Raw genomic sequence first — 12,233 nt, 5'->3', positions numbered from 1 at the left:
GCCCGGCTGGTCACTCCTGCCGGGCGCCGTCGTTTTGCCCGCCCGGGTAATAGGCTGGAGGCAGTCAGCCCGTTACCGACCCCCCTGGAAGGACCCCTGTGGAGCTCGCCGCCTACGCCGATCTCGCCGTCCGGCTGGTGAACACCGAGGAGCCCGAGCGCGGCACCGACTCGCTGACCTCCGTGGAGGCGGTGCGCGGTCTCTTCTCCGACTCCTCGCGGGCCCGCTCGCTCGCCGACGAGTCCGACGTGCCCCGGCTGCGGGCGGTGCGGACCCGGCTGCGCGGGGTCTTCGAGGCCGCCGCCGGCGGGGACGAGATCCGCGGCGTCGACCTGCTGAACAGCCTGCTGATGGAGTACCCGGTCAGCCCGCTGATCTCCGGGCACGACTACCTGGACGACGCCGGGCGGCCGCGCTGGCACCTGCACCTGGCCGACAACTCCCCCACCGCCACCGCCCACTTCAGCGCGGTCGCCTGCATGGGCCTGGCCGTCCACCTCACCGAGCTGGGCGCCGACCGGCTCGGCATCTGCCAGGCCGCGCCCTGCCGCAACGCCTACCTGGACACCTCGACCAACCGCTCCCGCCGCTACTGCTCGGACCGCTGCGCGACCCGCGCCAACGTGGCCGCCTACCGGGCCCGCAAGCGCCTGGAGGCGGAGGCGGCGGCCCGGGCGTAGCGGCCCGCTAGACCTCCTCGACCCAGGCGCCGAGCCGGCGGGCCAGGCCCGGCACCCGGGCCAGCCGCGGGGTGAGCAGCAGCCGCTCCAGCCGGCGCCCCGGCGCCAGCCAGACCGGGCTCGGGCGCAGCCGCAGCAGCACCCGGCCGAGCACCAGCTCGTCCGGGACGGCGCCGTAGCTGCGGCTGTCGCTGTCCACCGGGCGATTGTCGGAGAGCAGCCACCAGCCCGTGGCCCGGCGCTCGGCGGCCCGCTTCACCACCAGCAGGTCCTGCTGGAACGGGTGCCGGAAGACCACCACCGCGCCGGGCCGGATCGGCGCGCCGTAGCGGACCAGCAGCCGGTCGCCCTCGCGCAGGGTCGGGACCATCGACGGCCCCGCCACGTCGACCAGCCCGAACGGCAGCGCGCCGCCCGGGCCGCGCTCCCCCGCCCCGGCGCCCTCCGCTCGCGTGCTCCGCGCCACGACTCCTCCTCCCGCCCCCGCTCGCGCCCCCAGTCTGCCGTACGGACCGCCGTCCGTCCGATGTCCGGATTGCGCCGGTTCCCGGTCCGTCTTTCGCCCTAGGCCCACCGCCCGATCGCGAAACCGGGAGGGCGGAAGGGTAATCTCGGGCGCGGGAAGACGATCTAAGGAAGGACTCCCATGTTCTCTCGTCTGTTTGCACCGCGCGCCACCGTCCACGCCCACTGCGACCTGCCCTGCGGCGTCTACGACCCCGCGCAGGCCAAGCTGGAGGCCGAGTCGGTCAAGGCCACCCAGGAGAAGTACCAGGCCAACGAGGACCCGCACTTCCGCGCCCGCGCCGTCATCATCAAGGAGCAGCGCGCCGAGGCCGTCAAGCACCACATCTCGGTGCTGTGGAGCGACTACTTCAAGGCCCCGCACTTCGAGAAGTACCCGCAGCTGCACCAGCTGATCAACGACACCCTGAAGGCCGCCTCGGCCGCCAAGGCGTCCACGGACCCGGCCACCGGCCAGGCCCTGCTCGACCTGATCGCCCAGGTCGACAAGATCTTCTGGGAGACCAAGCAGGCCTGAGCCTGACGCGTCGCCACCCGACCGCCCCCGTCCGCACCGCCGGACGGGGGCGGTCGTGCGTTCACGTCCGACCCGGCCCGGTAAGGGTTGCCTGCCCTGAGTGGCTGTTATGCTGCCAGGGCGTCCGAGGGGGAAGTCCGGTGCGAATCCGGCGCTGACCCGCAACGGTGAGCACGGCCCGTACCCGCCCGTACGGCCGCGCCAGCCCGATCGCCCTCGGCCGCCGACCTCCCGACAACTCGCCGCGGACTGCGAGGGGAACGGCGCCCCGGCACGCCCCCGGCCCGCGCCCGCCCCGGCGCGCTCCCGGCCCGAGGCAAGGCGCACCCGTGAACCGCGCACCCGTCAACCGTGCAGTCGGCCCGCCCGCTCGCCGAATACCCGTCGTCCCGCTCGCCGCCGGCCTCGCCGCCGCCCTGCTGCTCTCCCTGGTCTGCGGGGTCGCCCTCGGCTCCTCCGGGCTCGGCCTGCCCCGGGTGCTGCGGCTCCTGGGCGCCGGGCTGACGGGCGGCCGGCTGGACGCGGACGAGGCGGCCGCGTACGCGATCGTCTGGGAGATCCGGCTGCCGCGCACCGTGCTGGCCGCCGTGGTCGGCGCCGGGCTGGCCGCCTGCGGGGTCGCCGTCCAGGCCCTGGTGCGCAACGCGCTGGCGGACCCCTTCGTGCTCGGCATCTCCTCCGGCGCGGCCGTCGGCGCCAACGCCGTGATGCTGTTCGGCGCCTTCGCCTCGCTCGGGGTGTGGGCGATCTCCGCCTCCGCCTTCGGCTCCGCGCTGGCCGCCATGACCCTGGTCTACGTCGCGGCCCGCACCGCGTACGGGCTCACCCCGCTGCGGCTGGTGCTCACCGGCACCGCGCTGTCCTACGGCTTCTCCGCCGCCACCACCCTGATGGTCTTCGCCGCCGACCGCGGCGAGGCCGCCCGGGACGTCATGATGTGGCTGCTCGGCAGCCTCGGCGGCGCCACCTGGGGCAAGGTGCCGATCGCCGCCGTCACCGTGCTGGCCGGGCTCGCCTACCTGGCCTGCACCGCCGGGCGGCTGGACGCGCTCGCGATGGGCGACGAGACCTCCGCCTCGCTCGGCGTGGACCCGGACCGGCTGCGCCGCGAGCTGTTCGTGGTGACCGCCGCCGTCACCGGCACCGTGGTCGCGGTCAGCGGGGCGATCGGCTTCGTCGGGCTGCTGATGCCGCACCTGGCGCGGATGCTGGTCGGCGCCGGGCACCGCCGGGTGCTGGTGGTCGCGCCGCTCGCCGGGGCGCTGCTGCTGGTCTGGGTGGACATCGCCTCGCGCACCCTGCTGGCGCCCGCCGAACTGCCCGTCGGGGTGTTCACCGCGGTGCTCGGCGTGCCCGCCTTCCTGGTGATGATGCGCCGCCGCGGCCAGGCCTTCGGAGGTGCCCGGTGACCGCGACGACCGACCCGACCCCGGTGCACGCCCAGGACCTCGCCGTCGACGGCGTCTCGGTGGAGCTGGCCGGCACCCGGCTGGTCCACGAGGTGAGCCTGGCGGCCGCCGCCGGGCAGGTGGTCGGCCTGATAGGCCCCAACGGCAGCGGCAAGTCGACCCTGCTGCGCTGCGTCTACCGGGTGCTGAAGCCGGCCGGCGGCGTGGTCCGGCTGGCCGGCGACGACCTGCACGCCCTCACCGCCCGCGAGAGCGCCCGCCGGGTGGCCGCGCTGACCCAGGAGCACTCCGCCGAGTTCGACTTCACCGTCGCCGAGGTGGTCGCCATGGGCCGGCTGCCGCACCGCCGCGGCTTCGGCGCCCAAGTCGACGGGGACGAGCGGCGCTGCGCCGAGGCGCTGCGCAAGGTCCGGGCCGGGCACCTCGCCGAGCGGGGCTTCCTGAGCCTGTCCGGGGGCGAGAAGCAGCGGGTGCTGTTCGCCCGCGCGCTGGTCCAGGAGCCGCGCCTGCTGGTGCTGGACGAACCCACCAACCACCTCGACATCGCGCACCAGTTGGAGGTGCTGGTGCTCGCCCGCGAGGCCGGTCCGACGGTGCTCACCGCGCTGCACGACCTCAACCTGGCGGCGGGCCACTGCGACCTGCTGTACGTCCTGCGGGACGGCCGGATCGTCGCCTCCGGGCCGCCCGACGAGGTGCTCCGACCCGCCCTGCTGGCCGAGGTGTTCGGCGTCCGGGGCACCCCGGTGCGCCACCCGGAGACCGGCGCCCTCCAGCTGCTCTTCGACCGCCTCCCCTGACCCCCAAGGAACTCCCGTGCGCACCAAGGCCGTTGCCGCCACCGCCCTGCTCGCCCTCGGACTCGTCGGCTGCGGCGCCGAGATCGCCCCGAAGGAGGCCGCCACCGCCTCCGCCCACTACCCCGTGACGGTGGACAACTGCGGGGAGAAGCTCACCTTCGCGCAGAAGCCCGCCCGGGTGGTGACCAACGACGTCAACATCACCGAACTGATGCTCTCGCTCGGCCTCGCCGACCGGATGGCCGGCTACGTGATGCCCGACGACAAGGGGAAGATCGACCAGGTCGCCTGGAAGGACGGCTACCAGCAGACCACCTGGCTCTCCAAGAAGATCCTCACCAAGGAGATCGCGCTGGACGCCAAGGCCGACCTGGTCTTCGCCGGCTGGCACTACGGCTTCGACGAGGGCAGCGGCGTCACCCCGCAGGCCTTCAGGGCGCTCGGCGTCGACTCGTACGTGCTCAGCGAGTCCTGCCGCAGCGGCAAGGGCACCGAGCGCGGCGTGATGGACCCGCTGGAGGCGCTCTACACCGACCTGGCCAACCTCGGCGAGATCTTCGACGTCAAGGACCGCTCCGACCAGCTGATCGCGGACTTCAAGGCGCGGATCGCCGCCGTCCCGCCGGCCGAGCGCCACCCGTCCGTCTTCCTGTACGACAGCGGGCAGGACAAGCCGTACACCGCCGGGAAGTTCGCCGCCGCCAACGAGATCATCGCCAAGGCCGGCGGGACCAACATCATGGGCGACCTCGCCGACAGCTGGGTCACGGCCGGCTGGGAGAGCGTGGTGCAGCGCGACCCCGAGGTGATCGTGATCAACGACTACGCGACGCCGAAGGCCGAGGAGAAGCGAAAGTTCCTGATGTCCTTCCCGCCGCTGGCCGACGTCGCCGCGGTCAGGAACGGCCGGATCTTCGTCATGGACTACGTCGACCTGGTGGAGAGCCCGCGCAACCCGGCCGCGATCAGCGCGCTGGCCGCCTACCTGCGCACCGTGCCGGCCCCCTGACCGGCCCGGATCCCGCTCCTCCGGGTCCGGGCGGCCGCGGGCGTACGCTCAAGGTACGAGCCGACGGAACCCGACCGGAGGAGCGAGATCATGACCACCACGACGGCCCCCGCCGCCTTCGACACCCGCGCACTGCGCGAGGGCATCGAGCGCCGCGACGCCGAGGCCCTCCTGGCGCTCTACGCGGAGGACGCCGAACTGCGCATGGTCGACCGCAAGACCCAGCCCAGCCACCCCCTGGTGATGCACGGGCGGGAGGAGATCGGCGCCATGCTGGACGACGTCTACGGCCGCGAGATGACCCACACACTGGAACAGGTGGTCGTCCAGGGCGACCACGTCGCCTTCCTGGAGTCCTGCCGGTACCCGGACGGCGTCCGGGTGCTGATGTCCTCGATGGCCGGTCTGCGGGACGGCCGGATCATCGACCAGACCTCCCTCCAGGCCTGGGACGAGACCGGTCCCGAGCAGTAGGCTCACGGACATGATCCGCACCGCCGTCGCCACCGACGTCCCCGTCGTCCACGCCATGATCCGCGAACTCGCGGAGTACGAGAAGGCCCTGCACGAGGCGAAGGCCACCGAGGAGCAGCTGCACGAGGCCCTGTTCGGCGAGAACCCGGCCCTGTTCGGGCTGATCGCCGAGGACGACGCCACCGGTGAACCGGTCGGCTTCGCGGTCTGGTTCCGCAACTTCTCGACCTGGCGCGGCACCCACGGGATCTACCTGGAGGACCTGTACGTCCGCCCGGAGGCGCGCGGCGGCGGCCACGGCAAGGCGCTGCTGCTGGAACTCGCCCGGATCGCCGTCGAGCGCGGCTACTCCCGGGTCGAGTGGTCGGTCCTGGACTGGAACCAGCCCTCGATCGACTTCTACAAGTCGATCGGCGCGGTGCCGATGGACGAGTGGACGGTGTACCGGCTCTCCGACGGGGCGCTGGCCGCCGCCGGGCAGCGCTGAACGGCTCCCGGGAGTCCGGGGAAAGGGTCTGCCACCCTGCGTCGCAATGCCTTACCATGAGTAACTCCCGAACCGGGGTGCGGAAGGCAGAGCGATGGCGGATCCGCGGCGCCGGGCCCCCTTCGGGGGTAGCAAGCGGTAACAAGCGGGGTACCAAGAAAGCACAGCGCGCCACCCAGGAGGCAAGGGTGTCCCAGATCGACGGCGATCTCGGCGTTCAGGACTTCGTGGAGGTCCGGCTGCCCGCAGCCGGGGCCTACCTCTCCGTCCTGCGAACAGCGACGGCCGGGTTGGCGGCCCGGTTGGACTTCACGCTCGACGAGATCGAGGACCTGCGGATCGCGGTCGACGAGGCCTGCGCCATCCTGCTCCAGCAGGCGGTGCCCGGCTCCGTACTGTCCTGCGAGTTCCGGCTGGTCGGCGACTCGTTGAAGGTCACCGTCTCCGCCCCGACCACCGACGGCAAGGCTCCCGAACGGGACACCTTCGCCTGGACGGTGCTCTCCGCCCTGGCCGGCGAGGTCGACTCCTCGGTCGCCGAGGACAGGACCGTGACGATCAGCCTGCACAAGAAGCGCGGCGGGTCCCCCTCCCACTAGTCGGGCGCCGGACCGCACCGCACGACCGAGCAGCACCGAGCAGCACCCGCGCAAGGGCCGTCCGCCGCTCCCCCGCTCAGGGGACCGACGGACGGCTCCCGGTACCGCCACCCACGCGGTACGACCAACGAGACGATTCCGGGGCCACCGGCCCCGGTGCTCCCGGAACGGAACGGGGGAATGGCCGTGAGTGATCTGGACCGTACCGGCCTCGCGACGGCGGGACCTGCCGTACCGACCCAGGCGAGCGTTCCCGGCCTCGCCGCCAACGACGAAGCGCACCCGAAGGACGCCCAGCGGATGAGCCACCCCACCGAGCCGACGTCCGAGCCGACGCCTGCCTCCGCGCCCCCGCCGGACCCGGTGGACGAGACGGCCCCGGCCGTCGGGACGGAACCGGCGGTCGAGGCCGAGCCGACGGCCGAGGTCGAGCCGCACGTCGCCCTGCCCGCCCAGGGCTCGCACCGCACCGGCGCCCCGGACCGGGAGGCCGCCCGCGCGCTGTTCGTCCGGCTGTCCGCACTGCCCGAGGGCTCCCCGGAGCGGGTCGAGCTGCGCAACCAGCTGGTGCGGATGCACATCCCGCTGGTCGAGCACCTGGCCCGGCGCTTCCGCAACCGGGGCGAGCCGCTGGACGACCTGACCCAGGTCGCCACCATCGGCCTGATCAAGTCGGTGGACCGCTTCGACCACGAGCGCGGGGTCGAGTTCTCCACCTACGCGACGCCGACCATCGTCGGGGAGATCAAGCGGCACTTCCGCGACAAGGGCTGGGCGGTGCGCGTCCCGCGCCGCCTCCAGGAGCTGCGGCTGTCGCTCACCACGGCGACCAGCGAACTCTCCCAGCGGCACGGCCGCTCCCCCACGGTGCACGAGCTGGCCGAGCACCTGGGGATCTCCGAGGAGGACGTCCTGGAGGGCCTGGAGTCCGCCAACGCGTACTCCACGCTGTCCCTGGACGTGCCGGACAGCGACGACGAGTCGCCGGCCGTCGCGGACACCCTGGGCGCGACCGACGAGGCGCTGGAGGGCGTCGAGTACCGCGAGTCGCTCAAGCCGCTGCTGGCCCAACTGCCGCCCCGGGAGCAGAAGATCCTGGTGCTGCGGTTCTTCCGGAACATGACCCAGTCGCAGATCGCCGCCGAGGTGGGGATCTCCCAGATGCACGTGTCCCGGCTGCTGGCCCGGACGTTGGCCCAGCTGCGGGAGAAGCTCCTGGTGGAGGAGTAGGACTGACGCCCCTTCAGTCCCCCCGGCTTGAGGCCCCCCCGGCTTCAGGCTCCCGGCGGCCCTGTACCCCTAGTCCTCGGACGGGGCGTACAGGGCCGCCGTCGACTTCGGGTTCAGCAGGCAGCCGATGCCCACCAGGCCGAGCGCCCCGACCAGCACGCCGACCGCGATCATCGCGCCGCCGCTCTCGGCCATGTAGTAGCCGACCGGCAGGCAGATCGAGTTGGTCAGCACCGCCGGACTGCGGCCCCAGCGGCGCTCCTTGAGCAGGGCGCGGGCTGCCAGCACCGGCAGCACCCCGAGCAGCACGATGACCGCTCCGCCGAACTCGTTCAGGGCCAGCTGCTTGGACTGGCCGGACAGCGCGGCCACCATGTCCCAGACGCCGACGACGGCCAGCGCGGCGCCCGCCAGGGCCGTGATGGCGGCGCCCAGGGTCAGGGAGGCCGGGCGGCCGGATCCGGCCGAGGGTACGGGTGCGGAGGTTTCTGCGGTCACTCCAGCAGGGTAGCCGCCGGTTGCTCCGTACCGACCCGTAGGCTTTCCCCATGCGCGCTCTCCTGGTCGTGAACCACAAGGCCACCACCACCAGTGGCCGGACCAGGGACGTCCTGATCCACGCCCTGCGCAGCGATCTCAAGCTGGAGGTCGCCGAGACCCGCTACCGGGGCCACGCGCGCGACCTGGCCCGCGAGGCGGCGGAGGACGGCACGGTCGACCTGGTGGTGGCGCTGGGCGGGGACGGCACCGTCAACGAGGTGGTGAACGGGCTGCTGGCGCACGGCCCGGGCGAGAAGGTCCCGCGACTGGCCGTGGTGCCGGGCGGTTCGACCAATGTGTTCGCCCGCGCGCTGGGCCTGCCCAACGACCCGGTGGAGGCCACCGGCGCCCTGCTGGACGCGCTGGAGCACGGCCGGGAGCGGCCGATCGGGCTGGGCAAGGCGATGACCGAGGGGCTGCCGGACCGCTGGTTCACCTTCACCGCCGGCCTCGGCTTCGACGCCGGGGTGGTCGGGCGGGTCGAGGAGCAGCGCCGGGCCGGGCGCAAGTCCACCCACGCCCTGTACGTCGGCCAGGCCCTGCGGCACTACTTCACCCAGCGTGAGCAGCGCCGTTCCGGCCCCGTCTCCCTGGAGCTGCCGGGCCACGAGCGGGTTCCGGGCCTGGTGCTGTCGATAGTCAGCAACACCTCTCCCTGGACGTTCCTCGGCAACCGTCCGGTCTACCCCTCACCGCTCGCCTCCTTCGACACGGACCTGGACGTCTTCGGCATCACCCGGATGACGGCGTTCGGCACCGCTCGAACGGTCCGTCAGATCCTGCGGTCGTACACGACTTCGAGTGACGGCGCCCCTCCCAGCGGCCCCTCCGGGAAGCACGTCGTCTCCTATCACGACGTCAGACACTTCACCTTGGTTTCGGAGGAACCGGCCCCGTTCCAGGTCGACGGGGACCATCTTGGAGACAGGAGTCGCGTCAGTTTCACAGGCGTACGGCGGGCACTGCGTGTGATTGTGTGACTGGAAGGGGGGTTCCTCCTTCTTCTCGAACGCACAAGCCCCCTTCACTCCATAGAAGTACTGGCTGTGAGCTAGGCGACACCGAAGAATCCAAAATTCCTCCCCGAAGGGGGTTGTATCCGAGCCCGAGGTTTGCGAACCTCTACATGGCGATCGGGACACATCGCAGCGACGGCAACTCCGGAACCACAGGAGCGCCGACCGCGGGGTGTCCCTCGAATCGCCGAATCCCCCCCAGCACAGACCACCCGGGCCCGACGGGCCTTTGGTCTCTTTTGCTGTTGCGGGATTCGTGAAAGCGTTCACATTCACAAGCCATTCGATTATGCCGATCGGGCCACCCCCCGCGGCAGGAGGAGTTGGACGACCATGGACTGGCGCCACCGCGCTGTCTGCCGCGAAGAGGACCCCGAGCTGTTCTTCCCGATCGGGAACACCGGTCCTGCTCTGCTGCAGATCGAGGAAGCCAAGGCCGTGTGCCGCCGCTGTCCGGTGATGGAGCAGTGCCTCCAGTGGGCGCTCGAGACCGGTCAGGACGCCGGCGTCTGGGGCGGCATGAGCGAGGACGAGCGCCGCGCGATGAAGCGCCGTGCAGCCCGCAACCGCGCCCGCACCGCCTGATCACCCGGCGATCACACGCCGTAGTACCAGCAGTGACCGCAGTACCGATCGACACATGATCAAAGGCTTCCCTGCACCTCCTGGTGAAGCCTTCCGCACCAAGGACCTCGCCCAGCCAGGTCCCGCGACACCGGACCCGCCCAAGCACTTGATACTGTTCACTTAGAGCAATATCGTGGAGCTGTGGCGCTCACCGTGTGCAACGCACCGGCGAGGTGTCGCACCACCCAGAGCCCCCGCTCCGGCCGACTCCCCCCGACGGCCGGAACGGGTTGAGAGGCCCTGTCGACCCACCCCCCCCGGTCGACAGGGCCTCGTTTCTGTTTCCGCACCCCGTTCCGCACCCCGGCGTGCGGGTGCGCGCACCCGGCGCTTCCGCCGGACGCACGCCCCCTCCACGCACCTGTGCGCATCCCCGCGCAACGGTTTCCCCGCGGTCGCGGCCGCGGCCGCGGCCGCGACGGACCGGGATCTCAGCGGACGGGGATCTCCAGGATCACCTTCGTACCGCCGTTCGGGCCGGCCACCATGTCGAAGGTGCCGCCCAGTTCGCCGGTGGCCAGCGTCCGGACGATCTGCAGCCCGAGGTTGCCCGCCGTCTTCGGGTCGAAGCCCTCCGGCATGCCCCGGCCGTCGTCCTGCACCGTGATCAGCAGGTACTCCTCCGGCCGGGCGCCGCCGTTCCAGGTGTCCGACCAGCCCTTGCCGGTCGCCGGGGCCCGCCCGCGCAGCGCGCTGACCTCAAGGTTCCCGGAGGCGGTCGGACCGAACGCGTGCTCCAGGGCGTTCTGGAGCAGTTCGGTCAGCACCATCGACAGCGGGGTGGCCACCTCGGCGGAGAGGATCCCGAAGCTGCCGGTGCGGCGGGTCGCCACCCGGCCGTCCTGGGTCAGCTCCATCGCCATCGCCAGCACCCGGTCGGCGATCTCGTCGAAGGCCACCTGCTCGTCCAGCGCCTGGGAGAGCGTCTCGTGCACGATCGCGATCGAGCCGACCCGGCGCACCGCCTCGTCCAGCGCGGCCCGGGCGGACTCCGACTCCATCCGGCGGGACTGCAGCCGCAGCAGGGCCGCGACGGTCTGCAGGTTGTTCTTCACCCGGTGGTGGATCTCCCGGATGGTGGCGTCCTTGGTCATCAACTCGCGGTCGCGGCGGCGCAGCTCGGTCACGTCCCGGCAGAGCACCAGCGAACCGGTCAGGGTGCCCTTGGGCTTGAGCGGGATCGCCCGCAGGGTCACCACTCCCCCCTGCGCCTCCACCTCGGTCTGCCGGGGCGCCCAGCCGCTCGCCAGCTTCACCAGCGCCTCGTGGACGGCCGAGCGGGACGGCGGGGCGAGGTCGGCGGTGGCCCGGCCGAGGTGGCTGCCGACCAGGTCGGTGGTGAGGCCGAGGCGGTGGTACGCGGAGAGGGCGTTGGGGCTGGCGTAGGTGACCACGCCGTCCGCGTCCAGCCGGATCAGGCCGTCGCCGACCCGGGGGGCCGCGTCCATGTCGGCCTGCTCGACGCCGGGGAAGGGGAAGGAGCCGGCCGCGATCATCTGGGCCAGGTCGGAGGCGCTCTGCAGGTAGGTGAGCTCCAGCCGGCTGGGGGTGCGGACGGTCAGCAGGTTGGTGTTGCGGGCGATCACGCCCAGCACCTTGCCCTCGCGCCGGACCGGGATCGACTCGACCCGGACCGGGACCTCCTCGCGCCACTCCGGGTCGCCCTCGCGCACGATCCGGCCCTCGTCGAAGGCGGCGTCCAGCAGCGGGCGGCGGCCACGCGGGACGAGGTGGCCGACCATGTCGTCCTGGTAGGAGGTGGGCCCGGTGTTGGGCCGCATCTGCGCCACCGAGACGTAGCGGATGCCGTCCCAGGTGGGGATCCACAGCACCAGGTCGGCGAAGGAGAGGTCGGAGAGCAGCTGCCACTCCGAGACCAGGTGGTGGAGCCATTCCACGTCGGCCCCGGTGAGGGTGGTGTGGCGGCGGACGAGTTCGTTCAGCGAGGGCACATGGCGAGGGTAGCGCCGCCGGTCCGGGCCGGGCGCGCCAGGCCTCCCGCCGGGTCCGGACACCCCCTGAGTTGTTTAGACCAATTTTCCGGGAGGCCTGGACAACCGAGATTGGTCTAGTCCACAATGGAAGGGCACCAAGGAGAGGTCCCCGCGCAACTGCCCTGACCGCGCGCGGCCCCTCCTCGGTCGGACGCCGCAGATCGAGGACCCCGCACAGTTCTCGATCCCATCTGGCGCCCGACGACAGCTCCGGGCTGCGGTGCCGCATGGGTTGAGGGTCCCGTGTCGGCGCCGTGGCCCGTAGTGTTTTCCACCCCCGGAACCATGTCTCCGCCGCTCAACGAGCCGGCCCCGGTCCACAACCC

Annotated in this window: 14 protein-coding genes and 1 riboswitch; of the genes, 11 read left to right on the top strand and 3 right to left on the bottom strand. The window is 72.3% G+C overall.

Annotation, left to right across the window (positions count from 1 at the left end; genetic code table 11):
- Positions 1 to 98: 98 nt before the first annotated feature.
- Positions 99 to 680, top strand: coding sequence for a CGNR zinc finger domain-containing protein (locus ACFRQN_RS36625; RefSeq protein ID WP_049649436.1), 582 nt, complete (start codon positions 99 to 101; stop codon positions 678 to 680).
- Between the two features lie 7 nt (positions 681 to 687).
- On the opposite strand, the gene sodX is transcribed toward ACFRQN_RS36625, so the two are convergent.
- Complete coding sequence (gene sodX, locus ACFRQN_RS36620) at positions 688 to 1,050, bottom strand: nickel-type superoxide dismutase maturation protease (protein WP_082345175.1); 363 nt, start codon at positions 1,048 to 1,050, stop codon at positions 688 to 690.
- Between the two features lie 276 nt (positions 1,051 to 1,326).
- On the opposite strand from sodX, the gene sodN reads away from it, so the two are divergent.
- The 8 genes from sodN to ACFRQN_RS36580 all read left to right on the top strand — a co-directional run bounded on the left by sodN (position 1,327) and on the right by ACFRQN_RS36580 (position 7,730).
- The gene (sodN, locus tag ACFRQN_RS36615; protein ID WP_049649434.1) at positions 1,327 to 1,722 is read left to right on the top strand and encodes a superoxide dismutase, Ni; all 396 of its coding nucleotides are present in this window, start codon (positions 1,327 to 1,329) and stop codon (positions 1,720 to 1,722) included.
- Positions 1,723 to 1,803: 81 nt separating this feature from the next.
- A riboswitch (cobalamin riboswitch) is annotated at positions 1,804 to 1,929 on the top strand.
- A 122-nt stretch (positions 1,930 to 2,051) separates the two neighbouring features.
- On the top strand, positions 2,052 to 3,131 hold the full coding sequence (locus ACFRQN_RS36610) for an iron ABC transporter permease (RefSeq protein WP_074001420.1): 1,080 nt from the start codon (positions 2,052 to 2,054) through the stop codon (positions 3,129 to 3,131).
- Positions 3,128 to 3,931: an ABC transporter ATP-binding protein gene (locus ACFRQN_RS36605; RefSeq protein ID WP_380744855.1), complete on the top strand. Its 804-nt coding sequence runs from the start codon at positions 3,128 to 3,130 to the stop codon at positions 3,929 to 3,931. The genes ACFRQN_RS36610 and ACFRQN_RS36605 overlap by 4 nt, the downstream gene beginning before the upstream one ends.
- A 16-nt stretch (positions 3,932 to 3,947) precedes the next feature.
- Positions 3,948 to 4,940: an ABC transporter substrate-binding protein gene (locus tag ACFRQN_RS36600; RefSeq protein WP_380744853.1), complete on the top strand. Its 993-nt coding sequence runs from the start codon at positions 3,948 to 3,950 to the stop codon at positions 4,938 to 4,940.
- 90 nt (positions 4,941 to 5,030) lie between these two features.
- Positions 5,031 to 5,414 (top strand): nuclear transport factor 2 family protein, encoded by a 384-nt coding sequence (locus ACFRQN_RS36595; protein ID WP_049649431.1) that lies wholly within the window; start codon positions 5,031 to 5,033, stop codon positions 5,412 to 5,414.
- Between the two features lie 10 nt (positions 5,415 to 5,424).
- Positions 5,425 to 5,901: a GNAT family N-acetyltransferase gene (locus ACFRQN_RS36590; RefSeq protein ID WP_049649430.1), complete on the top strand. Its 477-nt coding sequence runs from the start codon at positions 5,425 to 5,427 to the stop codon at positions 5,899 to 5,901.
- 188 nt (positions 5,902 to 6,089) lie between these two features.
- The gene (locus ACFRQN_RS36585) at positions 6,090 to 6,500 is read left to right on the top strand and encodes an anti-sigma regulatory factor (protein ID WP_049649429.1); all 411 of its coding nucleotides are present in this window, start codon (positions 6,090 to 6,092) and stop codon (positions 6,498 to 6,500) included.
- Positions 6,501 to 6,680: 180 nt separating this feature from the next.
- Positions 6,681 to 7,730 carry a SigB/SigF/SigG family RNA polymerase sigma factor gene (locus ACFRQN_RS36580; protein WP_380744851.1) on the top strand — a complete coding sequence of 350 codons (1,050 nt, stop codon included), beginning with the start codon at positions 6,681 to 6,683 and terminating at the stop codon, positions 7,728 to 7,730.
- Positions 7,731 to 7,799: 69 nt separating this feature from the next.
- Here the strand turns inward: ACFRQN_RS36580 and ACFRQN_RS36575 are convergent, their stop codons facing one another.
- Positions 7,800 to 8,228 carry a hypothetical protein gene (locus ACFRQN_RS36575; RefSeq protein ID WP_049649428.1) on the bottom strand — a complete coding sequence of 143 codons (429 nt, stop codon included), beginning with the start codon at positions 8,226 to 8,228 and terminating at the stop codon, positions 7,800 to 7,802.
- 50 nt (positions 8,229 to 8,278) lie between these two features.
- Here ACFRQN_RS36575 and ACFRQN_RS36570 point away from each other — a divergent pair, with 50 nt between their 5' ends.
- Entirely contained in the window at positions 8,279 to 9,250 is a 972-nt protein-coding gene (locus ACFRQN_RS36570) for a diacylglycerol/lipid kinase family protein (protein WP_380744849.1), read from the top strand.
- A 369-nt stretch (positions 9,251 to 9,619) separates the two neighbouring features.
- A complete protein-coding gene (locus ACFRQN_RS36565) occupies positions 9,620 to 9,871 on the top strand; it encodes a WhiB family transcriptional regulator (protein ID WP_014138019.1) in 252 nt (83 codons plus the stop codon).
- 473 nt (positions 9,872 to 10,344) lie between these two features.
- Here ACFRQN_RS36565 and ACFRQN_RS36560 read toward each other — a convergent pair whose 3' ends face one another.
- Entirely contained in the window at positions 10,345 to 11,865 is a 1,521-nt protein-coding gene (locus ACFRQN_RS36560; protein ID WP_181970676.1) for a sensor histidine kinase, read from the bottom strand.
- Positions 11,866 to 12,233: the final 368 nt, after the last annotated feature.

Source organism: Kitasatospora sp. NPDC056800, from assembly GCF_042789775.1.
GTDB lineage: Bacteria > Actinomycetota > Actinomycetes > Streptomycetales > Streptomycetaceae > Kitasatospora.
The sequence above is the reverse complement of the archived record's forward strand: the minus strand, read 5'-3'. Positions and strand labels throughout refer to the sequence as shown.

What these genes read in the sequence shown, in the direction of transcription:
- sodX (WP_082345175.1), bottom strand. Translation starts at nt 1,050, where the DNA reads ATGGTCCCGACCCTGCGCGAGGGCGACCGGCTGCTGGTCCGCTACGGC.
- sodN (WP_049649434.1), top strand. Translation starts at nt 1,327, where the DNA reads ATGTTCTCTCGTCTGTTTGCACCGCGCGCCACCGTCCACGCCCACTGC.
- ACFRQN_RS36595 (WP_049649431.1), top strand. Translation starts at nt 5,031, where the DNA reads ATGACCACCACGACGGCCCCCGCCGCCTTCGACACCCGCGCACTGCGC.
- ACFRQN_RS36590 (WP_049649430.1), top strand. Translation starts at nt 5,425, where the DNA reads ATGATCCGCACCGCCGTCGCCACCGACGTCCCCGTCGTCCACGCCATG.
- ACFRQN_RS36580 (WP_380744851.1), top strand. Translation starts at nt 6,681, where the DNA reads ATGGCCGTGAGTGATCTGGACCGTACCGGCCTCGCGACGGCGGGACCT.
- ACFRQN_RS36570 (WP_380744849.1), top strand. Translation starts at nt 8,279, where the DNA reads ATGCGCGCTCTCCTGGTCGTGAACCACAAGGCCACCACCACCAGTGGC.
- ACFRQN_RS36565 (WP_014138019.1), top strand. Translation starts at nt 9,620, where the DNA reads ATGGACTGGCGCCACCGCGCTGTCTGCCGCGAAGAGGACCCCGAGCTG.